Origin of the sequence: Pseudonocardia humida (genome assembly GCF_023898865.1) — a bacterium.
In the GTDB taxonomy this organism is placed as follows: domain Bacteria; phylum Actinomycetota; class Actinomycetes; order Mycobacteriales; family Pseudonocardiaceae; genus Pseudonocardia; species Pseudonocardia humida.
In genome coordinates, this window is the sequence record NZ_JAGSOV010000044.1 from 1 (window position 1) to 25,628 (window position 25,628).

The 25,628-nt window shown below is 73.5% G+C and carries 28 protein-coding genes; 7 read left to right on the plus strand and 21 right to left on the minus strand.

The window, feature by feature from the left end; translation table 11 throughout:
• Positions 1–51: 51 nt before the first annotated feature.
• From KDL28_RS21100 to KDL28_RS21145, 10 genes are all read right to left on the minus strand, one after another.
• Complete coding sequence (locus KDL28_RS21100; RefSeq protein ID WP_308216036.1) at positions 52–1,251, minus strand: ABC transporter ATP-binding protein; 1,200 nt, start codon at positions 1,249–1,251, stop codon at positions 52–54.
• A gap of 6 nt (positions 1,252–1,257) precedes the next feature.
• The gene (locus KDL28_RS21105; RefSeq protein WP_372497038.1) at positions 1,258–2,064 is read right to left on the minus strand and encodes a carbohydrate ABC transporter permease; all 807 of its coding nucleotides are present in this window, start codon (positions 2,062–2,064) and stop codon (positions 1,258–1,260) included.
• Positions 2,065–2,101: 37 nt separating this feature from the next.
• Entirely contained in the window at positions 2,102–3,067 is a 966-nt protein-coding gene (locus KDL28_RS21110; protein ID WP_252441180.1) for a carbohydrate ABC transporter permease, read from the minus strand.
• A complete protein-coding gene (locus KDL28_RS21115; RefSeq protein WP_252441181.1) occupies positions 3,064–4,422 on the minus strand; it encodes an ABC transporter substrate-binding protein in 1,359 nt (452 codons plus the stop codon). Before KDL28_RS21115 ends, KDL28_RS21110 begins: the two co-directional genes overlap by 4 nt.
• A 196-nt stretch (positions 4,423–4,618) precedes the next feature.
• A complete protein-coding gene (locus tag KDL28_RS21120; RefSeq protein ID WP_252441182.1) occupies positions 4,619–5,140 on the minus strand; it encodes a YflT domain-containing protein in 522 nt (173 codons plus the stop codon).
• Positions 5,141–5,430: 290 nt separating this feature from the next.
• Positions 5,431–6,624, minus strand: a complete 1,194-nt coding sequence (locus tag KDL28_RS21125) for an acyl-CoA dehydrogenase family protein (RefSeq protein ID WP_252441183.1) — start codon at positions 6,622–6,624, stop codon at positions 5,431–5,433.
• A 46-nt stretch (positions 6,625–6,670) separates the two neighbouring features.
• Positions 6,671–7,597 (minus strand): HpcH/HpaI aldolase/citrate lyase family protein, encoded by a 927-nt coding sequence (locus KDL28_RS21130; RefSeq protein ID WP_256502312.1) that lies wholly within the window; start codon positions 7,595–7,597, stop codon positions 6,671–6,673.
• A 179-nt stretch (positions 7,598–7,776) separates the two neighbouring features.
• Positions 7,777–8,661, minus strand: a complete 885-nt coding sequence (locus KDL28_RS21135; protein WP_252441185.1) for a PhzF family phenazine biosynthesis protein — start codon at positions 8,659–8,661, stop codon at positions 7,777–7,779.
• Between the two features lie 52 nt (positions 8,662–8,713).
• Complete coding sequence (locus tag KDL28_RS21140; protein ID WP_252441186.1) at positions 8,714–9,871, minus strand: MFS transporter; 1,158 nt, start codon at positions 9,869–9,871, stop codon at positions 8,714–8,716.
• The gene (locus tag KDL28_RS21145; RefSeq protein ID WP_252441187.1) at positions 9,864–10,355 is read right to left on the minus strand and encodes a MarR family winged helix-turn-helix transcriptional regulator; all 492 of its coding nucleotides are present in this window, start codon (positions 10,353–10,355) and stop codon (positions 9,864–9,866) included. The genes KDL28_RS21140 and KDL28_RS21145 overlap by 8 nt, the downstream gene beginning before the upstream one ends.
• 118 nt (positions 10,356–10,473) lie before the next feature.
• On the opposite strand from KDL28_RS21145, the gene KDL28_RS21150 reads away from it, so the two are divergent.
• On the plus strand, positions 10,474–11,823 hold the full coding sequence (locus KDL28_RS21150) for a magnesium transporter MgtE N-terminal domain-containing protein (RefSeq protein ID WP_252441188.1): 1,350 nt from the start codon (positions 10,474–10,476) through the stop codon (positions 11,821–11,823).
• Positions 11,816–12,319 (plus strand): DUF1003 domain-containing protein, encoded by a 504-nt coding sequence (locus KDL28_RS21155; protein ID WP_252441189.1) that lies wholly within the window; start codon positions 11,816–11,818, stop codon positions 12,317–12,319. The genes KDL28_RS21150 and KDL28_RS21155 overlap by 8 nt, the downstream gene beginning before the upstream one ends.
• Here the strand turns inward: KDL28_RS21155 and KDL28_RS21160 are convergent.
• Positions 12,297–12,776, minus strand: a complete 480-nt coding sequence (locus KDL28_RS21160; protein WP_252441190.1) for a MarR family winged helix-turn-helix transcriptional regulator — start codon at positions 12,774–12,776, stop codon at positions 12,297–12,299. The genes KDL28_RS21155 and KDL28_RS21160 overlap by 23 nt on opposite strands.
• An 87-nt stretch (positions 12,777–12,863) precedes the next feature.
• Here KDL28_RS21160 and KDL28_RS21165 point away from each other — a divergent pair, with 87 nt between their 5' ends.
• Positions 12,864–14,012, plus strand: a complete 1,149-nt coding sequence (locus tag KDL28_RS21165) for an Mrp/NBP35 family ATP-binding protein (protein WP_252441191.1) — start codon at positions 12,864–12,866, stop codon at positions 14,010–14,012.
• Positions 14,013–14,079: 67 nt separating this feature from the next.
• On the plus strand, positions 14,080–15,471 hold the full coding sequence (locus KDL28_RS21170) for an amidase (protein ID WP_252441192.1): 1,392 nt from the start codon (positions 14,080–14,082) through the stop codon (positions 15,469–15,471).
• 1 nt (position 15,472) lies between these two features.
• Here KDL28_RS21170 and tatB read toward each other — a convergent pair whose 3' ends face one another.
• From tatB to sigE, 4 genes are read right to left on the minus strand one after another with little or no spacing between them, the layout of a single operon-like run.
• Positions 15,473–15,889: a Sec-independent protein translocase protein TatB gene (gene tatB, locus KDL28_RS21175; protein WP_252441193.1), complete on the minus strand. Its 417-nt coding sequence runs from the start codon at positions 15,887–15,889 to the stop codon at positions 15,473–15,475.
• A gap of 55 nt (positions 15,890–15,944) precedes the next feature.
• Positions 15,945–17,432 carry a S1C family serine protease gene (locus tag KDL28_RS21180; protein ID WP_252441194.1) on the minus strand — a complete coding sequence of 496 codons (1,488 nt, stop codon included), beginning with the start codon at positions 17,430–17,432 and terminating at the stop codon, positions 15,945–15,947.
• 43 nt (positions 17,433–17,475) lie between these two features.
• The gene (locus KDL28_RS21185) at positions 17,476–18,234 is read right to left on the minus strand and encodes an anti-sigma factor (RefSeq protein WP_252441195.1); all 759 of its coding nucleotides are present in this window, start codon (positions 18,232–18,234) and stop codon (positions 17,476–17,478) included.
• Positions 18,231–18,854 carry an RNA polymerase sigma factor SigE gene (gene sigE, locus KDL28_RS21190; protein ID WP_252441196.1) on the minus strand — a complete coding sequence of 208 codons (624 nt, stop codon included), beginning with the start codon at positions 18,852–18,854 and terminating at the stop codon, positions 18,231–18,233. The genes KDL28_RS21185 and sigE overlap by 4 nt, the downstream gene beginning before the upstream one ends.
• A gap of 228 nt (positions 18,855–19,082) precedes the next feature.
• Here sigE and KDL28_RS21195 point away from each other — a divergent pair, with 228 nt between their 5' ends.
• Positions 19,083–19,733: an O-methyltransferase gene (locus KDL28_RS21195; RefSeq protein ID WP_252441197.1), complete on the plus strand. Its 651-nt coding sequence runs from the start codon at positions 19,083–19,085 to the stop codon at positions 19,731–19,733.
• Between the two features lie 592 nt (positions 19,734–20,325).
• Here KDL28_RS21195 and glgC read toward each other — a convergent pair.
• Entirely contained in the window at positions 20,326–21,576 is a 1,251-nt protein-coding gene (glgC, locus tag KDL28_RS21200; protein WP_252441198.1) for a glucose-1-phosphate adenylyltransferase, read from the minus strand.
• Positions 21,577–21,773: 197 nt separating this feature from the next.
• Between glgC and glgA the strand changes: the two genes are divergently transcribed.
• Positions 21,774–22,943 carry a glycogen synthase gene (glgA, locus tag KDL28_RS21205; protein ID WP_252441199.1) on the plus strand — a complete coding sequence of 390 codons (1,170 nt, stop codon included), beginning with the start codon at positions 21,774–21,776 and terminating at the stop codon, positions 22,941–22,943.
• A gap of 16 nt (positions 22,944–22,959) precedes the next feature.
• On the opposite strand, the gene KDL28_RS21210 is transcribed toward glgA, so the two are convergent.
• Entirely contained in the window at positions 22,960–23,514 is a 555-nt protein-coding gene (locus KDL28_RS21210) for a CGNR zinc finger domain-containing protein (protein WP_252441200.1), read from the minus strand.
• A gap of 43 nt (positions 23,515–23,557) precedes the next feature.
• Here KDL28_RS21210 and KDL28_RS21215 point away from each other — a divergent pair, with 43 nt between their 5' ends.
• Positions 23,558–23,746, plus strand: a complete 189-nt coding sequence (locus KDL28_RS21215; protein ID WP_252441201.1) for a hypothetical protein — start codon at positions 23,558–23,560, stop codon at positions 23,744–23,746.
• A gap of 132 nt (positions 23,747–23,878) precedes the next feature.
• Here the strand turns inward: KDL28_RS21215 and KDL28_RS21220 are convergent, their stop codons facing one another.
• From KDL28_RS21220 to KDL28_RS21235, 4 genes are all read right to left on the minus strand, one after another.
• Positions 23,879–24,046 carry a DUF3117 domain-containing protein gene (locus tag KDL28_RS21220; protein WP_075944083.1) on the minus strand — a complete coding sequence of 56 codons (168 nt, stop codon included), beginning with the start codon at positions 24,044–24,046 and terminating at the stop codon, positions 23,879–23,881.
• A 141-nt stretch (positions 24,047–24,187) separates the two neighbouring features.
• The gene (locus KDL28_RS21225) at positions 24,188–24,745 is read right to left on the minus strand and encodes a DNA-3-methyladenine glycosylase I (RefSeq protein WP_252441202.1); all 558 of its coding nucleotides are present in this window, start codon (positions 24,743–24,745) and stop codon (positions 24,188–24,190) included.
• On the minus strand, positions 24,738–25,208 hold the full coding sequence (locus tag KDL28_RS21230; protein WP_252441203.1) for an SRPBCC family protein: 471 nt from the start codon (positions 25,206–25,208) through the stop codon (positions 24,738–24,740). The genes KDL28_RS21225 and KDL28_RS21230 overlap by 8 nt, the downstream gene beginning before the upstream one ends.
• A complete protein-coding gene (locus tag KDL28_RS21235; RefSeq protein WP_256502305.1) occupies positions 25,205–25,594 on the minus strand; it encodes a DivIVA domain-containing protein in 390 nt (129 codons plus the stop codon). The genes KDL28_RS21230 and KDL28_RS21235 overlap by 4 nt, the downstream gene beginning before the upstream one ends.
• Positions 25,595–25,628: the final 34 nt, after the last annotated feature.

Here is a 25,628-nt window from a genome sequence, read left to right on the forward strand (position 1 = left end):
GTCGTGGGTGAGCATCACGGTCAGGACCGTGATGCTCACCCACGACCACTGTCAGGCGGTGACCTTCTCGGCGGCGGCGGTGAGGTTCCGGCCGCTGGCCGGGTCGAACGCCTGGATCTTGGAGGTGTCCACCCAGACCTCCCAGCGCTCGCCCTCCTTGATCGTCGAGGCGGCGTTGAGCCGGGTGGTGAGGGTCCCGGTGTCGCCGCCGGGGACGTCGGCGGTGCCGGCGTCGGCGGCGAGGTCGGCCAGGTCGTCGGAGACGGCCTGCTCGCCCTCCACGGAGAAGTAGGCGAACTTGTCCGAGCCCATCGACTCCAGCACGTCGACCGGTGCGGTGAACACCGCGCCGCGAGCACGCTGGTGGTCCTCGACCAGCGCGGCGTCCTCGAAGTGCTCGGGCCGGATGCCGACGATGATCTCCCGGGAGGCCCCGCCCGCCTCGAGCTTGCGGCGCAGCTCGTCGGTCAGCTCGAGCGGGCCCAGCGCCGTCCTCAGCGTGTTGTCCTCCACCTTGGCCGGCAGGAAGTTCATCGCGGGCGAGCCGATGAAGCCGGCCACGAACAGGTTGGCCGGGGTGTCGTAGAGCGCCTGCGGCGAGCCGATCTGCTGGATGAGCCCGCCGCGCATGACCACGATCCGGTCGCCGAGGGTCATCGCCTCGGTCTGGTCGTGGGTGACGTAGACGGTGGTCGTCTGCAGCCGCTGCTGCAGCTTTGACACCATCGTGCGCATCTGCACGCGCAGCTTGGCGTCCAGGTTGGACAGCGGCTCGTCCATCAGGAACGCCTTGGGCTGGCGCACGATGGCCCGGCCCATGGCGACCCGCTGGCGCTGGCCGCCGGACATGTTGGCCGGCTTGCGGTCGAGGTGCTGGGTCAGGTCGAGGATCTGCGCGGCCTCCTCGACCTTGCGGTTGATCTCGGCCTTGTCCACCTTGGCGATCTTGAGCGGGAAGGCCATGTTCTCCCGCACGCTCATGTGCGGGTAGAGCGCGTAGGACTGGAACACCATCGCGATGTCGCGGTCCTTGGGCGCCTTCTCGTTGACCCGCTCGCCGCCGATGCGCAGTTCGCCCTCGGAGATGTCCTCCAGACCGGCGATCATGTTGAGGGTCGTGGACTTCCCGCAGCCCGACGGCCCGACCAGGATGATGAACTCGCCGTCCTCGATGGTGAAGCTGGCCTTGTCGACGCCGATGGTGCCGTCCGGGTACCGCTTGGTGATCTCGTCCAGAACGATGTCAGCCACTGGATTTCAGCCCTTCACTGCGCCGGAGGTCAGGCCGGCCACGATCCGGCGCTGGAACAACAGGACGAAGATGATGATCGGGATGGTGAGCAGGACCGCGGCCGCCGCGATCGAGCCGGTGGGCTCGGCGAACTGCGAGGCGCCGGTGAAGTTCGCGATGGCCACCGTCGCCGTCTGCGACCGCTGGGTCGAGGTCAACGAGACCGCGAACAGGAAGTCGTTCCAGCAGAAGATGAACACCAGGATGGCCGTGGTGAACACGCCCGGCGCGGCCAGCGGCACGATCACCGACCGGAACGCCTGCAGCGGGGTGGCCCCGTCCATCTTGGCCGCCTTCTCCAGCTCCCACGGGATCTCCCGGAAGAACGCGGAGAGCGTGTAGATCGCCAGCGGCAGCGCGAAGGTGATGTAGGGCAGGATCAGCCCCGGCCACGTGTCGAACAGCCCGATCGCCCGCTCGATGTCGAACAGCGGGCTGACCAGCGAGATCTGCGGGAACATCGCGATCAGCAGGGACACCCCGACGAGGGTCTTCTTGCCGGGGAAGTCGAGCCGGGCGATCGCGTACGCGGCCATCGTGCCGATCACCACGGCGAGCACCGTGGAGATGATGGCGATGCCGATCGAGTTCACCAGCGCGCTGGTGAAGATGTCCAGGGAGAAGATCTGCGCGTAGTTGTCCAGGGTCCAGCTGCGCGGGATGAAGTTGCCGTCGGTGACGGTGTCGGTGGTCTTGAACGACAGGCTGACGATCCACAGCACCGGGATCAGCGCGTAGAGGATCACCACCAGCCCGGCGATCCCCCACCACATCCGCGTCCGGGTGTCCTCGGAACCCGTGGTCGCCATCTCAACGCCTCCCGGTCGGCTCGGAGCCCGGCGCGGAGGCGCCGAACAGCTTGATGAACAAGATCGCGATCAGGCCGACGCAGAGGAAGATCAGCACGCTGATCGCCGAGCCGATGCCGAGGTTGAAGGCTTTGAACAGGTTGTTGTAGCCGAGCATCGACACCGACCCGGTGCCGTTGGAGCCCTGGGTGAGGATGTAGATGTTGTCGAACACGCGGAACGCGTCCAGCGTGCGGAACAGCAGCGCCACCAGGATCGCCGGCTTCATCATCGGCAGGATGATCTGGGTCAGCCGCTGCCAGGCGCCCGCCCCGTCCACCTGGGCCGCCTTGAGCAGGTCGTCGGGCACCAGGGCCAGGCCGGCCAGCAGCAGCAGGGCCATGAACGGGGTGGTCTTCCAGACCTCCGCCACGATGATGATCGCCATCGCCGAGGCGAAGTCGGTCAGCGGGGCGCTGCCGTCGGGCAGCAGCGCGGCCAGGTAGCCCTTGTCCGGCGTCCAGGCGAACTGCCAGCTGAACGCCGCGACCACGGTGACGATGCCGTACGGGATGAGGATGACCGTGCGGACCAGGCCCCTGGCCACCAGCGTGCGGTGCATGAGCAGGGCCAGCGCGAGGCCGAGCACGAACTCGATCGCCACCGAGACGATCGTGATCAGCATCGTGACGCCGAACGCCGACCACCAGTAGCCCGAGGTCAGCACGGTCGCGTAGTTGGCCAGCCCGACGAACGCCTGGTCGGCGGGGAAGCGCAGGTCGTAGCGCAGCAGGGAGAGCCAGATCGCGTACAGGATCGGGTAGGCGGTGACCCCGACGATGATGATCGCGGCCGGCGCGGCCAGCAGCAGGCCCAGCCGGCGCTCGGCCCGCTTGCCCTCCGACCGCACCGGCTTGCCCTTGCGCCCCTGCGGCGCTCCGACCTGCGTGCTGCCGGTGGTGGGTGCGGGAGCACTCTCGATACTCATGGCACCAGCCCTTCGGACTTGACGGCGGCCTCGACCTGGTCGACCAGCTGCGGTGCGAGGGCAGCGGGGTCGATCGCGGCGGGCGGGTTGAGCATGTCCGACAGCACGATCGAGATGCTGGTGTAGGCCGGGGTCTGCGGGCGGACGCTGGCGTTGTCCAGCGAGTTCTTGATCGCCTCCCAGGCCGGGTACTCGGCCTGGAACGACGGGTCGGAGTAGAGCGCCTCCAGGGTCGGCGGCACCCCGCCCTCGGTCGCGTTGCGCAGCTGGTTGTCGCGGTTGCGCAGGCACTGCATGGCCTCGAACGCCAGGTCCTTGTGCAGGCTGGTGGCGCTGACCGCGATGTTCAGCCCGCCGATGGTCGGCTTGGCCGGCTCGCCCGCGTTCACCGCCGGGTACGGCGCCCAGGCGAACTCGTCGATCACCCGGCGACCGGTGTCGGTGGCCGAGGGCTTGCCCTGGTCGTCGATGAACGTGCCGCCACCGCCGCCGTCGGGGGGCGGGGTGTTGATCGAGGCGTAGACGAACGGGTAGTTGATCTGGAAGGCCGCGGTGCCGGCCTCCATGGCCAGCCTGCCGTCGTTCTCCTTGTTGACCGACAGCGACGGGTCCGACGCCGGGGAGGCGGCCACCCGCTGCATGATGTCCAGGGCCTGCTGGGCGGCCTGGCCCTCACCGATGCGGACGTTGCCGTCCTCGTCGACGATCTGCCCGCCGGCGCTGTTGATCAGGGTGTTGAACCACACCGTGATGCCCTCGTACTGGGCGCCCTGCACCTCGATGTAGGACGGCAGCCCCTGCTCGCCCAGCCGCTCCGAGGCGTCGATCATCTCGTCCCAGGTCGCCGGCGGGGTCGGCGCGAGGTCCTTGCGGTACCAGAGGATCTGGGTGTTGGTGTTCAGCGGCGCGGCCCACAGCGCGTCCTGGTAGGTCGCGGTGGCCAGCGGCCCCTCCAGGGTGCCGTCGGTGACCTGCGCGGCCACGTCGTCGGGCAGCTGCTGGACCCAGCCCGCCTCGGCGAACTCGGCGGTCCACGTGACGTCGATGCCGAGCAGGTCGACCGCCGTGTCGCCGGCGACCAGCCTGCGGGCCAGCTGCAGGCGCTGGTCGTCGGCCGACTTCGGCAGCGTCTGCTGCACCACGCTGTAGCGCCCGCCGGCTTCGGCGGTGCACGCCTCGGCCGCCGCGGCGTAGCCCTCGGCGTTGTCGGCCGGGGTGTAGAAGTTCAGGACCGGCGGCCCCACCGCGGCCGAACCGCACCCGGCCACCGCGGCCGCGGTGAGCAGCGCGCAGGTCCCGGCCAGCAGCGGTCTCCCGCGGGGCCTCCTGGCGCTGGATCGGAGCGGTTCGGGCATCCGTGACCCCCCGTCCCCGGGCCCGCTCGGGGTCCGGCATCGTTGCCATCAGAGTGACCCAGGTCACGATCACTGACCTGGTGAGGTCAACGTATGCCCGCCCGCGACTACCCGCAATTCAGGTAGCCCAGGGTTCAACACCTTTAGGGGGGCCTTCAGGTTCGGCGGCGCCGGGGGTGGCGCCGCCGGCCGGGGATCAGGTGATCGTCTTGGTGCCCATGGCCAGCTTGGCCAGCAGTTCGCGGGCCTTCTCGGCGTTGCGCGGCTGGCACAGCACGTCGTAGCGACCGGCCACCATCTGGCTGGCCGAGGTGAAGTCGCGCCGACCGCGCGAGGCGCCGTACCCGACGGCGGCGAACACCAGGCCGAACACGATGCCGCTGGCCAGGCCGACCAGGATCGGGCCGAAGCCGGTGCCGGTGGGGCTGAACAGGCCCAGCAGCAGCCCGACGAACAGGCCGAACCAGGCGCCCGAAGCGGCGCCGGACAACAGCACCCGACCCCAGGTCAGCCGCCCGACGATGCGCTCGACCAGCATCAGGTCGACACCGACGATCGTCACGTCGCGGACCGGGAAGTCCTCGTCGGCGAGGTAGTCGACGGCGCGCTGCGCCTCCTCGTAGGTCGCGTAGGACCCGACCGGCCAGCCGGTGGGCGGGGTCGGGAGGTTGGGCAGGCCGGGCGCACTGCGCGCGGGCCCGCCGAATGGTGTGCTCACGGGGGCCTCCTAGTCGTGTGCGGGCGCGCCGGGTACCGATCCGGCCGGCCGCGCCCACAACCTACTGTGACAACGTCCTGACCAGCACGAGGGTGCCCGAACCGGACGATCGTCACACGTGGGGGAGGCGGGTCGACGGGTTGCGCCGGCCTGGACCGGGGCGACGCACACCCTCTGGCCACCGCGCGCATGTCCTGACGTGCGCGCGGTGGCCGACCGGTGTGCGCGGTCACCCGTCGGATCGCGGGCGTGGCCTGCCCGCCTCCCGACACGGGGCCCCTGGGGGCCCCTCAGCGCGAGCGGTATTCCTTCAGCAGGCCCCGGCTGATGATCGTCTTCTGGATCTCGCTGGTGCCCTCGCCGATCAGCAGGAACGGCGCCTCGCGCATGAGCCGCTCGATCTCGTACTCCTTGGAGTAGCCGTAGCCGCCGTGGATGCGGAACGCCTCCTGGGTGACCTCGGCGCAGTACTCGCTGGCCAGCAGCTTGGCCATCCCGGACTCGACGTCGAAGCGCTCGCCGGAGTCCTTGAGCCGGGCGGCGTTGACCATCATCAGGTGCGCGGCCTCGACCTTGGTGGCCATCTCGGCCAGCTTGAACGCGATGGCCTGGTGCTCGGCGATCGGCTTGCCGAACGTGCGGCGCTGCTGGGCGTACTCCACCGCGAGCTCGAAGGCCCGGATGGAGATGCCGCAGGCCCGGGCGGCCACGTTGACCCGACCGACCTCGACGCCGTCCATCATCTGCGCGAAGCCGCCGCCGCGCTTGCCGCCCAGGATCCGGTCCGCGGGCACCCGGTGGCCGCTGAACACCATCTCGGTGGTGTCCACGCCCTTGTAGCCCATCTTGTCGATCTTGCCGGGGATGGTCAGGCCCGGCGCGACCTCGCCGTAGCCCACCGGCTTCTCGATGAGGAAGCAGGTGAGGTTGCGGTGCGCCCGCTCGGCGCCCTCGTCGGTGCGCACGAGGACCGCGGTCAGGTTGGACGTGCCGCCGTTGGTCAGCCACATCTTGGCGCCGTCGATGACGAAGTCGTCCCCGTCCTGGACGGCCTTCGTGCTGATCGCGGCCACGTCCGAGCCGAGGTCGGGCTCGGACATGGAGAACGAGCCGCGCGTCTCCCCCAGCGCCATCTGCGGCAGGTAGCGCTGCTTCTGCTCGTCGGTGCCGTGATGGGTGATCATGTGGGCCACGATGAAGTGGGTGTTGATCACGCCGGAGACGCTCATCCAGCCGCGCGCGATCTGCTCCACGACCAGGGCGTAGGTCAGCAGCGACTCGCCGAGACCGCCGAACTCCTCCGGGATGGTGAGCCCGAACAGGCCCATCTCCTTCATCCCGTCGACGATGTCCTGCGGGTAGGCGTCGGCGTGCTCGAGGGCGGTGGCGTGCGGCAGGATCTCCTTGTCCACGAACGTGCGGACGGTGCCGAGGATCTCCTGCTGGATGTCGGTCAGACCGGCGGTCTGGGCGAGGCGGGCCATGCGTTCCTCCTGCTGAGGCAAGGTTACCGGCGAGTATGACCGAGGTTCAGTCGGTCGGCGGGGTCCACCGCTCGCCCCGGGTCATGCCGGCCGCCCGGCCCTTGCCCGAGATCACCAGCGCCATCTTGCGGCTGGCCTCGTCGATCATCTCGTCGCCCAGCATCGCCGCGCCCCGCTTGCCGCCGGCCTCGGAGGTGAACCAGTCGTAGGCGTCGAGGATGTTCTCGGCGTGGTCGTAGTCGGCCTGCGAGGGCGAGAACACCTCGTTGGCCGCCTCGATCTGACCCGGGTGCAGCACCCACTTGCCGTCGAAGCCCAGCGCCGCGGCCCGCCCGGCCACCCGCCGGTAGCCGTCGACGTCCTTGATCTGCAGGTACGGCCCGTCGATGGCCTGCTTGTCGTGCGCGCGGGCGGCCATCAGGATGCTCATCAGGATGTGGTGGTAGGCGTCGCCGACGTCGTAGCCGGGCGGCTGCTCCCCCACCACCAGCGACTTCATGTTGATCGAGGCCATGAAGTCGGCCGGGCCGAAGATGATCGTCTCCACCCGGGGCGACGCGGTGGCGATGGCGTTGACGTTGATCAGGCCCAGCGCGTTCTCGATCTGCGCCTCGATGCCGATCCTCCCGACCTCGAGGCCCGTGGCCTTCTCGATCTGGGTCATCAGCAGGTCGAGCGCGACGACCTGCTCGGCCGTCTGCACCTTGGGCAGCATGATCGCGTCGAGGTTGGCGCCCGCGCCCTCGACCACCTCGGTGACGTCGCGGTAGGTCCACTCGGTGGTCCAGTCGTTGACGCGCACGACCCGGAGCTTGTCGCCCCAGCCGCCCTCGTTCAGGGCCGCCACGATCGTCTTGCGCGCGCCCGGCTTGGCCAGCGGCGCGCAGGCGTCCTCCAGGTCCAGGAAGAACTGGTCGACCGGCAGCGTGCGGGCCTTGTCGATGAACTTCTGGTTGGACCCGGGCACGGCCATGCAGGACCGGCGGGCGCGGAGCTGGGTCGTCACGGCGGACTCCTCATCGAGATCGGCTCTGGAATCGACAGGGCACTGGAATCGACACGGCACGGGTGCCACGATGCTGGCACGGGCCCGCCGGTCGTGGGACCTGGCGTGACTGGTTTCTCAACCACCCGGGCGCGGTCCGACCGGCCCTACGGCAGCGCGACCAGCTCGCCCCGCGCCAGCAGTGCGGCCCGCCCACCCACGGTCGTCCGGACCGCGGCGCCGGCCTCCGCCCGCACCGTGACGTCCATCCGGGACGGCCTGCCCATCTCGATGCCCTGGTCGACGGTGAACGCGGCCTCGCCGTCGCCGGGGAGCACGCCGCGGGCGACGAGGAACACGGCCAGCGCGACCGAGGCCGAGCCGGTGGCCGGGTCCTCGACCACCCCGGCCTCGGGGGCGAACATGCGCGCGTGCGCGTGGGATCGTGCGCGGTCGAAGGAGAAGACGTGCAGGCCGGGGCTGCCGGGGAGGGCGGCGTCGGTGAACGCGCGGCGCAGCGCGGCCGGGTTCACGTCGCACCGGGCCACCGCGTCCGGGCGCAGCGGGAGGAACGCGTACGGGACACCGGCGCCCGCCGCCCCGGCGGGCACGTCCCCGTCGAGGTCGGCGGGGCCCAGTCCCACCGCGGCCGCGAGCGCCGCGCCGTCGAGGTCGCCACCCACCCAGGGCGCGCCGCCGGTGACCCGGGCGCCGTCGGCGTCGACGTGCACCGGGAGCAGCCCGGCCCCGCACTCCTGCACCACGTCGCCGGTCCCGATGAGCCCCGCGTGGGAAAGCACCCACGCCGACCCGACGCTCGGGTGGCCGGCGAAGGGCAGCTCGACGGACGGGGTGAAGATGCGCAGCCGGTAGTCGGCGTCCGGGCCGGCCGGTGGCAGCACGAAGGTCGTCTCGGACAGGTTGAACTCGTTGGCGATCGCCTGCATCTGCTCGGTCGAGAGGTCGGAGCCGCCGTGCACCACCGCGAGCGGGTTGCCGGCGTAGGCCCGGTCGGTGAACACGTCGACGATCTCGTACTTGAGGGCGGTCACGCGGACAACGCTAGAACGATCGGCCGGGCGGGCCCAGCGAGAACCCCTCCACTCAGGACCGGGCCGGACGCGGCGGCGCCTGGGTCACGGCGAGCGCCACCAGGCCGGCCGCGGCCACCATGGCGACCGGGTGGCCGAACGCCCGCACGGTCAACCCGGCCGCGGCCGGTCCGGTGATCGTGCCGATGGTCAGCGCCGTGTTCACCGCGGCGAGCCCGGCGGAGGGCCGCGACCGGAAGACCTCGGCGCTCCACAGCCCCTGCGCGGCGATCACCCCGTTGTAGGTCACGCCGAACGCCGCCGCGGCCAGCAGCGCGACGGTCGTGTCCCCCGGCGCCAGGCCGAGCAGGGCGAGCGCGCCGGCGAGGGCGACGCAGCCCAGGACGTGCACCCGGCGCAGCCCCAGCCGGGCGGCCAGCGCCCCGCTGCCCGAGGCCAGGACGCCCGCGGCGCCGCACAGGGCGAACGCCGCGCGGGCCCGGTCCTCGCCGAGGCCGGCCGCGACCAGCGCGTCCACGCCGAACGTCCACCACACCGAGCTGCCCGCCCCGACCAGCGCCGCCGCGACCAGCAGCGGCCGCGACCGGGGGCACACCAGCCAGGACGGGCTGATCCGGACCGGCGGAGCGGCACCGGTGGCGCGGCCCCGGGGCGCCGCGAGGACGGCGGCCGCACCGGCCACCGCGGCCAGCCCGGCGAACAGCAGCCATGCGGTCCGCCAGTGCTCGCCCGCCACGATCGCGATGGGCCCGGCGACCGCGACACCCCACCCGGTGCCCGAGCTCACCGCGGACAGGACGCCCGGGCGCGCTCGCGGCGGGACCGCGCGCTCGATCACGTCCGCGTACGGCGGGAAGGCGAGCCCGGCCGCCGTCCCGGCCAGCGCCACCCCGACGGCCAGCCCGACGACCCCCGTCGCCCGGGCGATGAGCACCATCCCGGCGGTGGCCGCGACGGCGGCCAGCCCCAGCGGCACCCGGGCGCCGAACCGGCCGGTCAGCCAGACCACCGCCGCGGTGGCCACGAGGTAGGACGCGTACGAGCCGGAGGCGATGACGCCGCCGGCGTCCGGCCCGACCCCGAGCTCGGCCCGCATGTCCGGCAGCAGCAGGCCGTAGCCGTAGCGGGCCAGGCCGAACGTCACCGCGACCAGGGCGGCGCCCGGCACGGCGACCCGGACGACGGCCGCGCGGACCGCCGGTTCAACCATCGCGCTCGACGTGCCGCAGCGGGCAGCCGTCGCCGCGGGCGCCGCAGCACGCGTCCCGGTCGCACAGCCGGCAGATCCGCAGGGCCGCGGTGCGGTCGGCGGTCAGGCCGGCGACGAGCTTCTCGACCACGGTCTCGAACCCGCGCCGCTCGATCGGGGACAGCCCGGCCAGCACCGCGGCCACCCGGGCCCGCCGGTCGTCCAGGACGTCGGCGGCGCGGGCGGCGCCGTCGATGGTCAGGGTCAGCCGGCGCTGGCGGGCGTCGGGGCCGGGGCTGCGCCGCACCCACCCGGCCGCTGCCAGCCGTTCCACCAGCCGCGTCGCCCCCGAGCTGGTCAGGTCCAGCACCTCGGCCAGCCAGGAGACCGTGCAGCCCGGGTGGGCGAGCAGCGTGACCAGCGCGGCCCGCTCCGAGTTGGTCGCGGCCATCCGGTCGGTCAGCGCGACGGCGAGGGCGCCGACCAGGTTCGTCAACCGGTCCACGACGACAGCATCCGATATGTGACTGACTCAGGCAATTCGTAGGCTGATCAAGCGGTCGGCGGCGGCCACCCGCGCCCCCTACCCTCTGCGGGGAGCGCGGCCGAGGGGGAGGTGCGGGGTGGCGAGCGATCTCATCTTCGTGGCACGGCTGGTTGGCCTGGCGGTGTTCGGCCCGGACGGCGAGCGGATCGGCCGGGTCCGCGACCTGGTCGCCACGCTGCGCGTGGACGCCAGCCCGCCCCGGGTGCTCGGCGTGGTGATCGAGATGGTCACCCGGCGGCGGATCTTCGTGCCGATGCTCAGGGTCGCCGGCATCGACCGGTCCGCGGTCACGCTGGCCACCGGGTCGGTGAGCCTGCGCGGGTTCGTCGAGCGGCCGAACGAGACCCTGCTGGTCGGCCAGCTGCTCGACGCTCCGGTCCGGCTGATCGAGACCGGCGCGGAGAACGTCGTCGTGGACGCGGCGATCGAGCAGACCCGCTCCCGCGACTGGATCGTCAGCCGGCTGGCCGTGCGGGCCCGCAGGCACGGGCTGTCGCGCCGCGGCCAGGTGCAGGTCGTGCCGTGGCGCGCGGTGACCGGCCTCACGCTGTCCGACCGCCAGGGCACCGCCGGGCTGCTGTCGGTCTTCGAAACCATGCGCCCGGCCGACGTGGCCGCTGCCCTGGCCGAGCTGCCCGAGAAGCGCCGCTTCGAGGTCGTCGACTCCCTCGACGACGAGCGGCTGGCCGACGTCTTCGAGGAGCTCGCCGAGTCCGACCAGCGCGTCCTGCTCCGCCACCTGCAAGACGAGCGCGCCGCCGACGTGCTGGAGGCGATGTCCCCCGACGACGCCGCCGACCTGCTGCACGAGCTGCCCACCGGCGAGTCCGACGCGCTGCTGGCCCTGATGGAGCCCCAGGAGTCCGAACCGGTGCGGCGGCTGATGAGCTACGCGCCGCGCACCGCGGGCGGTCTCATGACACCCGAGCCGATCATCCTGCGCCCGGACGCCACGGTGGCCGAGGCGCTGGCCCGCATCCGCAACCCGGACATCCCGCCCGCGCTGGCCAGCATGGTGTTCGTCTGCCGGTCGCCGTCGCTGACGCCCACCGGCCGCTACCTGGGCTGCGCGCACGCCCAGCGGCTGCTGCGCGAGGCCCCGTTCGAGCTGGTCGCCGGCGTCGTCGACACCGACCTGCCACGGCTGTCGCCGGAGGCCTCGCTGGGCGAGGTGACCCGGTACTTCGCGGCCTACAACCTGGTCGCCGGGCCGGTGGTGGACACCGAGGACCACCTGCTCGGCGCGGTCAGCGTCGACGACGTGCTCGACCACCTGCTCCCGGTCGACTGGCGCGACCGGCTCACCGATCCCGAGGAGGGCACCGACGAGCCCGAGCGGATCGTCGTCGAGCAGGAGATCGCCGAACCGGACGACGCCGGGCGGTCCAGCACGGCCGGGCGCAACAGCGAGGTGGGCGATGCCTGAGAACACCGCGAGCCGCCGGCTCGACCAGCCGCGGCTGGGCCGCACCCGGTTCGAGGTCGACCCGGACTGGTTCGCCCGGCTGTCGGAGAAGGTCGCCCGGTTCATGGGCACCGGGCGGTTCCTGGCCATCCAGACCGTGATCGTCATCATCTGGATCGCGCTGAACCTGACCGCGGTGTCCCTGCGGTGGGACCCCTACCCGTTCATCCTGCTCAACCTGGCCTTCTCCACCCAGGCCGCCTACGCCGCGCCGCTGATCCTGCTGGCCCAGAACCGGCAGGACGACCGCGACCGGATCTCCCTCGACGAGGACCGCAAGCGCGCCGAGCGCACCAAGGCCGACACCGAGTACCTGGCCCGCGAGCTGGCCGCGCTGCGGATCGCGATCGGCGAGGTGGCCACCCGCGACTACCTGCGCGGCGAGCTGGAGAAGCTGGCCGTGAAGCTGGAGGACCGCCCGGTGCGGCTGCGGGTCAGTCGGCCAGCCGACGAGTGATCCGCTCCAGCTCGTCGATGTCGTCGTCGAGCGGGTCGACGAAGTGGCGCATGACCCCGGTCAGGTGGGTGCGCGAGGCGGTGCGCAGCCGGTTGACGCCCGCCTCGGTGATCTCCGCGGCCACGCCGCGCCCGTCGCCTGCGACCGGGCAGCGCGACACCAGCCCCGCCTTCTCCAGCCGGTCGACCAGGCGGGTGACCCCCGACCGCGACAGCAGCACCGCGTCGGCCAGCTCGGTCATCCGCAGCCGGTGGCCGGGGGCCTCGACCAGCTGCACCAGCACGTCGTAGGCGGCCAGTGAGAGCTGCTGCTCGGCGAGCAGCTCCGCCTCCAGCGACCGGATCACCAGGGCGTGGGCGCGCAGGAAGGTGCGCCAGGAGGCGAGCTGGGCGCGAGTGGGCACCGATCGGCGTGCAGGCGCGTCGGGCACGTCCGCGGGCGCGGCGGTGTGCGTCACACCGCAGGATGCTACGGAACGAGTCCGACGTCGGCACGGACGTAGCATGGCGGCGGGACCCACCCCCGTCGCTGCAGGAAGGCACCCATGTCCACCACCGGTCAGACGACCACCATCGAGCAGGCCGTGCACGCCGCGCTCGCCACCGTCGAGGACCCGGAGATCCACAAGCCGATCACCGAGCTGGGCATGGTGAAGAGCGTGGCCGTCTCCCCGGACGGGCGGGCCGAGGTCGCGGTCTTCCTGACGGTGGCCGGCTGCCCGATGCGCGAGACGATCACCAACCGGGTCACCGCCGCGGTCTCCGCGGTCGCCGGCGTCAGCTCGGTGGGCGTCACCCTCGACGTCATGAGCGACGAGCAGCGCGCGGAGCTGCGCCGCGGCCTGCGCGGCGACAGCGCCGAGCCGGTCATCCCGTTCGCCCAGCCCGGCTCGCTCACCCGCGTCTACTGCGTGGCGTCGGGCAAGGGCGGGGTCGGCAAGTCCTCGGTGACGGTCAACCTGGCCGCGGCGATGGCGGCCAAGGGGCTCTCGGTGGGCGTCGTCGACGCCGACATCTACGGGCACTCGGTGCCCCGGATGCTGGGCGTCACGACCCGCCCCACCAAGGTCGACGACATGATCATGCCGCCGCAGGCGCACGACATCAAGGTCATCTCGATCGGCATGTTCACGCCGGGCAACGAGGCCGTCGTGTGGCGCGGGCCGATGCTGCACCGGGCGCTGCAGCAGTTCCTGGCCGACGTGTTCTGGGGCGACCTGGACGTGCTGCTGCTCGACCTGCCCCCGGGCACCGGCGACATCGCCATCTCCACCGCCCAGCTCGTGCCCAACGCCGAGCTGCTGGTCGTCACCACCCCCCAGCAGGCCGCGGCCGAGGTCGCCGAGCGGGCGGGCTCGATCGCGCTGCAGACCCGCCAGCGGCTGGCCGGCGTGGTGGAGAACATGTCCTGGATGGAGCTGCCCGACGGCACCCGCATGGAGGTCTTCGGCTCCGGCGGCGGCCAGACCGTCGCCGACTCGCTGACCCGCGCCCTCGGCGCGCCCGTGCCGCTGCTGGGCCAGATCCCCCTGGAGCCGAAGCTGCGCGAGTGCGGCGACTCGGGCACCCCGATCGTGCTGGCCGACCCGTCCTCGGCGAGCGCCAAGGCGCTGCTCGCGGTGGCCGACAAGCTCACCACCCGGGCCCGCGGCCTGGCCGGCATGAGCCTCAACATCACGCCCGTTCGCCGCTGACCCCCGCCCCGGTCCGGGGTTACGGTGATCGCGTTCCCGCGTCGCCGCGCCCCGACGGAGGTCGTGCATGAGTGAGCTCGCGGACCTGACGGCTGTCGAGCTGCTCACCGGCTACCGGGAGGGCGCGTTCTCCCCGGTGGAGGCCACTTCCGCCGCGCTCGACCGGATCCGCGCGCTCGACGGGCGGGTCAACGCGTTCTGCCTGGTCGACGAGGAGGGCGCGCTGGCCGCGGCCGCCGAGTCGCAGGAGCGCTGGCGGCGCGGGGAGCCGCGCGGCGCGCTCGACGGCGTGCCCGCCTCGGTCAAGGACCTGCTGGTCACCAGGGGGTGGCCGACCCGGCGCGGATCCCGCACCACCGACCCGGACGCCCCGGCCGACGCCGACGCCCCGTCGGTGGCCCGGCTCCGCGAGGCCGACGCCGTGCTGCTGGGCAAGACCACCACCCCGGAGTACGGCTGGAAGGGCGTCACCGACTCCCCGCTGACCGGGATCACCCGCAACCCGTGGGACCACTCGCGCACCCCCGGCGGCTCGTCGGGGGGCAGCGCGGCGGCGGTCGCGCTGGGCATGGGACCGCTCAGCCTGGGCACCGACGGCGGCGGGTCCGTGCGCATCCCGGCCGCGTTCAGCGGGATCACCGGGCTCAAGCCCACCTACGGGCGGGTGCCGCTGTACCCGGCCAGCCCGTTCGGCACGCTGTCGCACGTCGGCCCGATGACCAGGTCCGCCGCCGACGCCGCGCTGCTGCTCGACGTGGTCTCCGGAGCCGACCCGCGCGACGCGTGGGCGCTGCCCCCGGCGCGCCCAGCGGGCCCGCAGCTGGTCGAGGGGGTCACCGGCGCGCGGATCGCCTTCAGCCCCACCCTCGGCCACGTCGACGTGCACCCCGAGGTGGCGGCGGCGGTCGCCGCCGCCGTGCGGGTCTTCGGCGGGCTCGGCGCGACCGTCGAGCAGGTCGACCCCGGCTTCGACGACCCCATCGCGGCGTTCCAGGTGCTCTGGTTCTGCGGGGCGGCCGCGGTGCTCGAGCCCCTGCGCGACCGCCACGACGAGATGGACCCAGGGCTGGTCGCCGCGGCCGAGGTGGGCGCGGGGGTCAGCGCCGTGGAGTACCTGGAGGCGTCGGCCGTGCGCAACGACCTCGGCGCGCTGATGGGCGCCTTCCACGAGCGCCACGACCTGCTGCTCACCCCCACCATGCCCATCGCCGCCTTCGAGGCCGGGCGCGACGCCCCGCCGGACCGGCCGTCGCAGCGCTGGACGTCGTGGACGCCGTTCACCTACCCGTTCAACCTGACCCAGCAGCCGGCCGCGACGGTGCCGTGCGGGCGCACGTCCGAGGGGCTGCCCATCGGGCTGCAGATCGTCGGGCCGCGGCACGCCGACGCCGCCGTGCTGGCCGCGGCGCACGCCTTCCAGCAGGCCACCGGCTTCCACCGGGTCGGCCCGCCGGTGTAGGTCAGGTCGCGTCGGGGTCGATCGGGGGCCGCTCGTTCTTCTCCAGCTTCGGCTGGGCGGCGGGCTTGCTGAGCGAAGCCGGGGTGCTGTTCGAGCCCTTCGTGAGGTCGAGGCCCGCGCCCGGGGCGTGGCCGTTGGGCTTCTCCACCGGGTCGTCCCGGAACAGGGCGGTGGTGGCCGCGGTGCGCGGGTTGAAGCTGCGCAGGCCGCGCAGCTCCTCCAGTGGCTTGCGCAGCTCGTCGAACTCCGGGCCGAGCTCGCCCTTGAGCTGGTCGCGGGCGCCGGTCGCGTACTCGCGGACCTGGCGGATCGTGCGCCCCAGCCAGGCCGCGGCGCCCGGCAGGCGCTCCGGGCCGAGGATGAACAGCCCGGCCACGATCAGCACCACGATCTCGCCCCAGCCCACGCTGTCGAACACCCGACCAGACTACGTCAGCCGGATGTGCGCCCCCTGTGTGTCGGCCGTTGCGGCGTCAGTCGGAGGTGAGCGTGACCGAAACCGTCAGCGGGCGGCCCTCGCGGATCAGCTCGACGGGGACGACGTCGCCCGGGTTGCGCTCGCGCACCGCCACGACCAGCTCGTCGGCCCCGGCGATGCTCCGCTCGCCCACCTTGACGATCACGTCGCCCTCGACGATCCCGGCCAGCGCGGCCGCCCCGCCCTGCTGGACGTTCTGCACCTGCGCGCCGTCGGTGGTGCTGTCGCTGACCGAGCGGGCGTTGATGCCGATCTCGGCGTGCACGACCTTGCCGGTGCGGATCAGCTCCTCGGCGATGCCGCGGGCGGCGTCGATCGGGATGGCGAAGCCCAGCCCGATGGACCCGCCGCTCTCGCCGTCGCCCAGGCTGCGGATGGCGGTGTTGATGCCCACCACGGCGCCGGTCGCGTCGACCAGCGGGCCGCCGGAGTTGCCGGGGTTGATCGCGGCGTCGGTCTGGATGGCGTCGATCACCGCGTTGGAGTCGGTGCCCGCGGCGTCGAGCCGGACGGGCCGGTCGAGCGCGCTGACGATGCCGTCGGTGACCGTGCCCACCAGGCCCAGCGGGGAGCCGATGGCGAGCACGCCGTCGCCGACGGCGAGGTCGCCCGCGGTGCCCAGGGAGGCGACCACCGGGTTGGACACCTCGACCTTGATGACCGCGAGGTCGGTCTTCGGGTCGCGGCCCACGATCTGGGCCGCGCTGCGGGTGCCGTCGTGGAAGACGGTCTCCACCTGCGCGCCGCTGGCCTCGGCGGCCGGGGCGATCACGTGGTTGTTGGTCAGGACGTAGCCGGCGGGGTCGATCACCACCCCGGAGCCGGTGCCGGCCTCCTCGCCGACCCGGACCTCGATGGAGACGACGGCCGGCACGGTGCGCGCGGCGATGTCGGCCACCGACCCGGCCGGGCGCTCCTTGGCCGCGACGGCCTCGGCGATGGTCGGGTCGGGGGTGGTCAGGCTGGCCGCGCCCTCCGCCGTCAGCCTGCCGACCAGGCCGCCGACCGCGCCGACCGCCAGCGCGAGCACGGCGAGCACGGCCAGCGCGCGCGGGTGCACCCGCCGGCCGAACAGCACCTCGCGCAGGCTGAGCCGGGCGCCCTCGCCGCGGGTGGTCGTGGTGGCCTGCTCGGTGGCCGCGGGCGGGCCGAGGCCGACGGAGCTCTCCGGGTCGCGCCAGGGGTCGCCGGTGCCGCCGGCCCACAGCGGGTCGGGCTCGACGGGGGTGGAGCCGTTCGTGGACGGGGGCCGCTGCAGGTCGACCGTCGTGTCCTCCGGCCGGCCGAAGGCGCTGGCCAGCGCGGGCGGCGGGGGCGGAGCCGAGGAGACCGCCCGGGCGGGCGCCCGGCCGCGGGCCGCGGCGAACGCGCCGTCGACGCCGTCGGGGCGGCCGAAGACCGCAGCGCTCTCGGGATCGACGGCGGGGCGCTCCAGCGGGCGGGGGCCCAGCCGCGGGGGCTCACCGGACTCCCACTCCGTCATGGGGCCAACACTGCCCCAGCGGCGGTGAAGTCCGCGTAGCCGACTACCAGATGGCGCGCAGGGCAGCGGGCCCGTCGGGCACCTCGCCCCGCCCGTCGAGGGTGGCCTCGCCGCGGGAGGACTGGCTGCCGAACCGCAGCCGCGCGTCGACGACCCCGGGGCCGAGCACCGAACCGCCCAGCACGCCGCGCTCCGTGGGGGGCGCGGGGGTCGACGACGAGGCGGTGCCCCCGGCGCCGAAGGCCAGCGCGCCGAGCGCGAGCCCGGACACCGCGACGCCGGTGCCGAGCCGGATGCCGCGCGGGACCGGGCGGCGCCTGCCGTGGTCGGCGGCGGTGCGCCGGTCCAGGCCGGCCGGGGCGACGTGCTCCGCGGGCTCGACGACGTCGGTCTGCGCGGCGGGCGGTGTCGCGCGCTGCGCGGAGAGCGCGGTGGAACGGGTGCGAATGGCGGCGCGCTCGGGCCGCTCGGGACGCGCACGGGTGACGAACTGGCCGTCCTCGCTCAGCGCCAGGTCGGCGGGGGCGGCGGGCAGATCGGCGTGCTGCGGGATGGAGCGCAGGGACGACAGCAGCGAGGACGGCAGCTGCGGCCCGGCCGCGGTGCGCAGCGCCACGCGGGCCTGCGTCTGCGCCACGACCTCGGCCGCGCACTCGCGGCAGCTCGCGGCGTGCCGGGTGGCGCGCTCGCGGGGGCCCGCGTCGAGCTCGTCGTCGACGAAGGCCACGATGGCGTCCAGGGTCAGGTGGTCCTCTCCCCAGTCCGGAGCCGTGACCGTGATCCGCCAGCGCCCCTCGCTCACCCGTGGACCTCCTCCAGCTCCGGCTCCTCGGCGGACTTCCCCGACTCGCTCGCGGCCGCGGCGCGGTGGCGCTCCAGCGACGCGCGCAGCGCCGCCCGGCCGCGGTGGATCCTGCTCCGCACGGTACCCAGCTTCACCCCGAGGGTGGCGCCGATCTCCTCGTACGACAGCCCCTCCACGTCGCACAGGACGACGGCGGCCCGGAACTCCGGCGGCAGCTCGTCGAGCGCGGCCTGCAGCATCGGGTCGAGGTGGGTGTCGGAGAAGACCTGCTCGGGCTCCGGGCCGAGGCCCGGGATGCGGTCGGAGTCGTCGGGCAGCGCCTCCATGCGGATGCGCGTGCGCCTGCGGACCATGTCGAGGAAGAGGTTCGTCGTGATCCGGTGCAGCCAGCCCTCGAACGTGCCGGGCCGGTAGGACGCCAGCGAGCGGAACACCCGGACGAACGTCTCCTGGGTGAGGTCCTCGGCGTCGTGCGGGTTGCCGGTGAGCCGGTAGGCGAGCCGGTAGACGCGGTCGGCGTGGTCCCGGACGACCTCGTCCCAGCTCGGCGGCGTCCATTCGGCGTCCTCGCCGGGCAACACGACGCCGCTCGGCGCCGTGACGGGGCCCTCGATCATCCTGGGTCGCACCTCCTGCAGCGGGTCGTGCCATCCGCCGAACGAAGGACCGGCCACACTTGTTCCCCGGCCCCTCACCGGTCGACGACCCCGACCGATGCCATCAGACTGCCCGTTCCCCGTGATGGGAGGGTGAGAACGGTCTGAGAGGAACCTGTGAAGTCACAGATGCACCCGTCCGGGCCAGGTTGCGCGGGTCCCGGGGGGACCGGGCAGTAGCCTTCGACCATGACCGGCCATCCGGACGGGTCCGTCGACCCGTGGTCGCTGCGCGACCACACCGAGGACTACCTCGCCGAGGACGAGGTGCTGCTCGCCGCGCGCGACGCCGCCACCCAGCTCGGCAGCACCCCGGTGAGCCCGGGGGCGGGCGCGGGCCTGCGGTTCCTCGCCGCCACGATCAACGCCAAGGCCGTCGTGGAGATCGGCACCGGGGCCGGCCTGAGCGGCCTGTGGCTGCTGCGCGGCATGACCCCCGACGGCGTCCTCACCTCGATCGACATCGACCCCGAGTTCCAACGGGTGGCCCGCAGGGCGTTCACCGCGGGCGGGCACGGCCCGTCCCGGCTGAGGCTGATCAACGGCCTGGGCCTGGAGGTCCTCCCCCGCCTCACCGACGGCGGCTACGACCTGGTCTTCATCGACACCGACCCGACCGACCACCCCCGCTACCTCGACGAGGCCGTGCGCCTGCTGCGCAACGGCGGCATCGTGGTCCTGAACCACGCCCTGGCGACCGGCGTCCCCGACCCCGACTCCGACGCCCCCGCCCCCGTCCTGCTGCGCGAAGCCGCCCGCCAGGTCCGCAGCGACGACCGCCTGGTCCCGATGCTGCTCCCGCTGGGCAACGGCCTCCTGGCCGCGGTCAAGAAGACCTGACCCTCCCCACCCCCGCCTTCCCGACGGACGTTGAGCGAGCGCGCACCTCGCTCAACGGGGTTGGCCGAGTGCCCCTCTCGCTCGGCCGATGCGCCGCGCCAGCGGCGCGAGGTGAGGCCAGGCGCGACGGCGCGCAGCGCCACTCCCCTCCCGAGGCCCCTGCTTGATCTGAGGTCGCCCGCCGCGTAAGCGCCTCTCACCCCGCCTTCGACCCACTCGCTCGCCCGAGGCTGGGCACGCCACCCCGCAACGTCCCTGCCTACTGAAGGCGTCCGCGCGGGTCCGCTCCGGGAGAAGAGCGCGTCGAAGGCGGGGTGAAGAGCGCCTCCGGCGGGCCTCGGCTCCAGCAGGGGGCACTTCTCCGGGGGGCTGCCGGGGGAGATGGCGGGCTTCGGCGGGGGTCCCGGGGCACCGCGCGCACCGGGTGGCCACCGCGCACACGTCCCGACATGTGCGCGGTGGAGAGTAGGGGCGCGCGGTGGCCGGTGGGTGTGCGCGGTCCGCGGTCGCGGAGCGCACCCCACCAAAGCGGACGAGAGTGGCTCTCGTCCCGCCCAGCGCAACGAGAGTCGCTCTCGTGCGTGCGGAGGGCTCAGAGCGCGGTGGCGCCCTTGCCGATCACGACGACGCCGCCCTGGCTGACCGTGTACCTGGCGCGGTCGAGGGAGAGGTCGACGCCGACGAGGGCTCCGTCGGGCACCGACACGTTCTTGTCCAGGATCGCCCCGCGGACCACGGCCCCGCGGCCCACCCGGGTGCCCGGGAGGACGACCGAGTCGGACACCTCGGCGCCGGCTTCGATGCGGACGTTGGGGCTGATCACCGAGCGGCGGACGATGGCGCCGGAGATGATCGTGCCCGCGCCGACGATCGAGTCCTGGGCGATGCCGCCCTCGACGAACTTGGCCGGGGGCAGCGGGGCGGAGGCCGTGCGGATGGGCCAGCGCTCGTTGTAGAGGTTGAAGATGGGGTGCACCGAGACGAGGTCGGTGTGGGCCTCGTAGTAGGCGTCGAGGGTGCCGACGTCGCGCCAGTAGCCTGCGTCGCGGTCGGTGGCGCCGGGGACGACGTTGTCGGCGAAGTCGTACACGTACGCGTCGCCCTGGTCGACCATGCGCGGGATGATGTCGCCGCCCATGTCGTGGTCGGAGTCGTCGTCCTCGGCGTCGGCGCGCAGGGCGTCGAGCAGGGCCTCGGTGGTGAAGATGTAGTTGCCCATGGAGGCGAAGGTGACGTCGGGGTCGTCGGGGGTGCCGGGCGGCTCGGAGGGCTTCTCCAGGAACTCGGTGATGTGCCCGTCGGCGTCGGAGTTGATCACGCCGAAGGCCTTGGCCTCGGCGCGCGGCACCCGGATGCCGGCCACCGTGCACCCGGCGCCGCTGGCCACGTGCTGGGCCAGCATCTGGCTGGGGTCCATGCGGTAGACGTGGTCGGCGCCGAACACCGCGATGTAGTCGGGGTGCTCGTCGTAGACGAGGTTGAGGCTCTGGTAGATCGCGTCGGCGCTGCCGGTGTACCAGCGGCGCCCGAGCCGCTGCTGGGCCGGGACGGTGGTGATGTACTGCCCCAGCACGCTGGACAGCCGCCACGTGGTGGAGATGTGGCGGTCGAGCGAGTGCGACTTGTACTGCGTGAGCACGCAGATGCGGTGCAGCCCGGCGTTGACCAGGTTGGACAGCACGAAGTCGATGAGCCGGTAGTTGCCGCCGAAGGGCACGGCGGGCTTGGCCCGGTCGGCGGTGAGCGGCCACAGCCGCTTGCCCTCGCCACCGGCGAGGACGATGCCCAGCACGTTGGCCGAGAAGCCCTGCGGGAGGGCGACGGTGGTGCGTGCGCCGGTCATGCGGTCCACCCCACGATGACGGGGCCCGTGGTGCTCACCGCGCTCGTCGCGGGTTCCGGACCGGTCGGCAGCGTCGTCACCTGGCCGACAGTAGTGCGCGACCGTGCGGGAGGGCCACACGGAGCGGATGTCGGGTGGGCGAACTCGGTGCGGGCAAACCCCCCCTCGCGGCACCCTCCAGGGGCTACCGTCGCCGCGTGCGGATCGGCCTGCTCACCCGAGAGTTCCCCCCGGACGTCTACGGCGGGGCGGGAGTGCACGTCGAGTACCTGGCGCCGGCCCTGGCCGGGCTGGTCGACGTGGAGGTGCACTGCTTCGGCGAGCCGCGCCCGGCGCCGCCGGGGATCGCGGTGCGCGCCTACCAGCCGCCGTCCGCGCTGGAGGAGGCCAACCCGGCGCTGCAGACCCTCGGCGTCGACCTGTCGATGGTGGCCGGGCTGGGCGGGGTCGACCTGGCCCACTCGCACACCTGGTACGCCAACATGGCCGGGCACCTGGCCAAGGTCCTGCACGGCGTCCCGCACGTCGTGACGGCGCACTCGCTGGAGCCGCGCCGGCCGTGGAAGGCCGAGCAGCTCGGCGGCGGCTACCGGTTGTCGTCGTGGGTGGAGCGCACGGCCTACGAGTCGGCCGACGCCGTGATCGCGGTCAGCGAGGGCATGCGCCGCGACGTGCTCGACTGCTACCCGGCGCTCGACCCGGCCCGCGTGCACGTCGTGCACAACGGCATCGACACCGGCTTCTACCAGCCCGACCCGGCCCGGGACGCGCTGCTGCGCGCCGGCGTCGACCCCGACCGCCCGAGCGTGGTGTTCGTGGGCCGGATCACCCGCCAGAAGGGCGTGGGCCACCTGGTGGCCGCGGCCCACCACATCGACCCCGAGGCGCAGATCGTGCTCTGCGCGGGCGCCCCGGACACCCGCGAGATCGCCGAGGAGACCGAGCGGGCGGTGGCCGAGCTGAGCGCGGCCCGCCGGCACGTCGTCTGGGTGCGCGGGATGCTGCCCACGGCCGACGTCCGCCAGCTCCTGTCGGCGGCGACGGTGTTCGTGTGCCCGTCGGTGTACGAGCCGCTGGGCATCGTCAACCTGGAGGCGATGGGCTGCGGCACCGCGGTGGTGGCCTCCGACGTCGGCGGCATCCCCGAGGTGGTGGCCGACGGCGAGACGGGGCTGCTGGTGCACTTCGACGAGCACGGGGTCGAGGAGTTCCGCTCGGGGCTGGCCGCCGCGGTGAACGCGCTGCTGGCCGACCCGGCGCGGGCGGCGGCGATGGGCGCCGCGGGCCGCGAGCGCGCCGTGCGGGAGTTCGCCTGGACGCAGGCGGCGGCACGGACGGTGGAGATCTACCGGGGCCTGCTGCCCTGAGGTCGTGGGCGGGGCGTCACGCCCGGCCCCTGACCCGGGCGCGGTGGGCGGCCACGGCCGAGCGGTTGGCGCAGGGCCCGGAGCAGTAGCGGCGGGCGGCGTTGCGGGAGGTGTCGGCGAAGACCCGCTCGCAGCCATCGGCCGCGCACCTGCCGTGGCGGTCGACGCCGTACTCGGAGACCAGCATCGCCAGCGCGAACGCCGTGGTGGCCCGGACCCGCTCGACGAGGTCGGCCTCCGGCGGCGAGTAGTGCAGGTGCCACGGCTGTCCGTCGTGGCCGGACAGGTGCGGTTCGACGGTGACGTCGGCCAGCAGCCCGTTGACCGCGGCCGCGGCGGCGTCCAGGTCGGGGGCGTCGAAGACGGTGCGCAGCCGGCGCGCCCATGCCCGCATGGCGGGCTCGACCGAGGCGGGCGCCCGCGCGGCCAGGAAGTTGGCCTCCCGCAGCACGGCGCGCATGCGGTCGGGGGCCGGCTTGTCCTCGGCCGGCTCGCCGCGGGTCCGCGAGATCGCGTTCACCAGCGCGACGGCGGCTCCCAGCGCGTCGCTGCGGTAACCGATGAAGTCCATTTAACAATTACTCCGGGGCGCCGATGGATGTAAGATGTGAAGAGTGAACACAGCTTACCGGGAGGAGCCCGCGGCAGCGTCCTGCGCGCGGTGCGGATGGCCGACGACCGAGGGCGCCGTGCTCTCGACGCACCACACGTCCGAGGGGTGGGTGCGCTACCGGCGCTGCCCGTGCGGCTCGGTCACCATCGAGCTCGTACAGCTCGACGAGCGCCGCACCGTCCACGCCTGACGCGCGCCGGACCTGCGATCGAACCGACCGACCGGCCGGGGCAAACGCGAACGGCACCCCCGCGCGGGCGAACCGCACGGGAGTGCCGTTAACGTGTCGTGGGAGCCCGCACCGCCGCGGGCCCGGGGTCGTTCAGCCGGCAGCGGCCTTGAGGGCGTCGCCGAGGTCGCTGGCCTCCTCGGCCGACATCTCGACGACCAGTCGACCTCCGCCCTCGAGGGGAACGCGCATCACGATGCCCCGACCCTCCTTGGTCACCTCCAGGGGACCGTCACCGGTCCGGGGCTTCATCGCCGCCATCTCCTGCCTCCTCCATCGTCGTTGCAGGGTGCCGCAACGCGGGGAGAGCGCGCGGCGGGGATGCTGCGAACATCTTTCCCCATCAGTCGGACGCGGGCGAAGCGGGAGCGATCAACTCGCCGAAGCGTTCACCCTCTGCGACTACGGCGTCACTGCGCGCCAACACCCCTGGACGTGGTCGTCGACCAGGCCGGCGGCCTGCATCAGCGCGTAGCAGGTGGTCGGTCCGACGAAGCGCAGCCCCCGGCGCTTGAGCTCGCGGGCCATCGCCGTCGACTCCGGTGTGGTCGCCGGCACGTCGCCCATCGCGGCGGGTCGTACGCGTGTGGTCGGGTCGGGCGCGAACGACCAGAGCAGCTCGTCGAGCGGGACGTCGAGCTCCAGCACCCGCCCGGCGTTGTGGATCGTGGCCTCGATCTTGGCCCGGTTGCGGACGATGCCGGCGTCGCCGAGCAGGCGCTGGACGTCGGCGGGCCCGAACGCGGCCACCACCGCCGGGTCGAACCCGGCGAAGGCCGCCCGGAACGCCGGGCGCTTGCGCAGGATGACCAGCCAGGACAGCCCCGACTGGAAGGCCTCCAGGCTCAGCCGCTCGAACAGCGCCGTGACCCCGTGCAGGGGTCGGCCCCACTCGTCGTCGTGGTAGGCGATGTAGTCCGGGGCGCTCGTCGCCCAGGCGCAGCGCTGCGGCTCACCCACCGGGCGCCCTCCGCGCCGCCTCGACCTGGCGGGCCATCCGGCGCAGCGAGTACCGCACCCCCCAGCGCATCGCCGGCCGCACGACCGGCCAGCCCAGCCGGCCCAGGGCCCCGAGGGGCAGGTCGAGCAGCTCGGTCCAGACGAACCGGGACCGCTCCGGCGCCAGCTCCACCACCTCGAAGACGCCCTCGCCGCGGATGACGCGCCCCAGGTGGCGCACGTCGCAGCGGTGCGGCGGCTCCCACCGCACGATCTCCATCCGGTCGGCGACCCCGAGCGGGCCGACGCCGGTGACCGCGGTCATCCGGGCCCCCAGGTGGCGCCCGTCGCCGGGCCCGTCGACCGAGACGCGCGTGCCGAGCATCCAGCGGCCCTGACCGGGCCAGTCGGTGACGGCGTCCCAGACGGCCTCGGCGGGGGCGTCGACGTCGACGGTGACGGTGATCTCCGCGGGACGTCTCACGCCTCGCCCTCCTCGCCCGCGCGGTGGGCGCTCGTCGTTCCGTTGACGGCCGCGCTGCGCTCCGCGCCCACCCGCGACTCCAGCTCCCGCACCCGCGCCGCCAGCTCGGCCCGCTCCAGGGCGCCCCGGTCGAGCTCGTCGGCCAGCCGGCCCAGGGCCCAGTCGACCTCGTCCATCCGGTAGCCCCGCACGACCTGCTGGAAGCGCAGGTCGCGGACGTCGCGCCCGTGGACCTCTCCCGCGGGCAGCCGGGTGGGCGTGGCCCCGGGGGGCAGCGCGGACAGCTCCTCCCCCCGCCCGAACACGAGCGCGGACAGCCCGAAGACCGCCGCCGCGACGGCGGCGATGACCAGGAGGTAGATCAGCGCCGTACCCACGGTGTTCATCTCACCACGGACACCTGACAAGCCGGTGTGAACG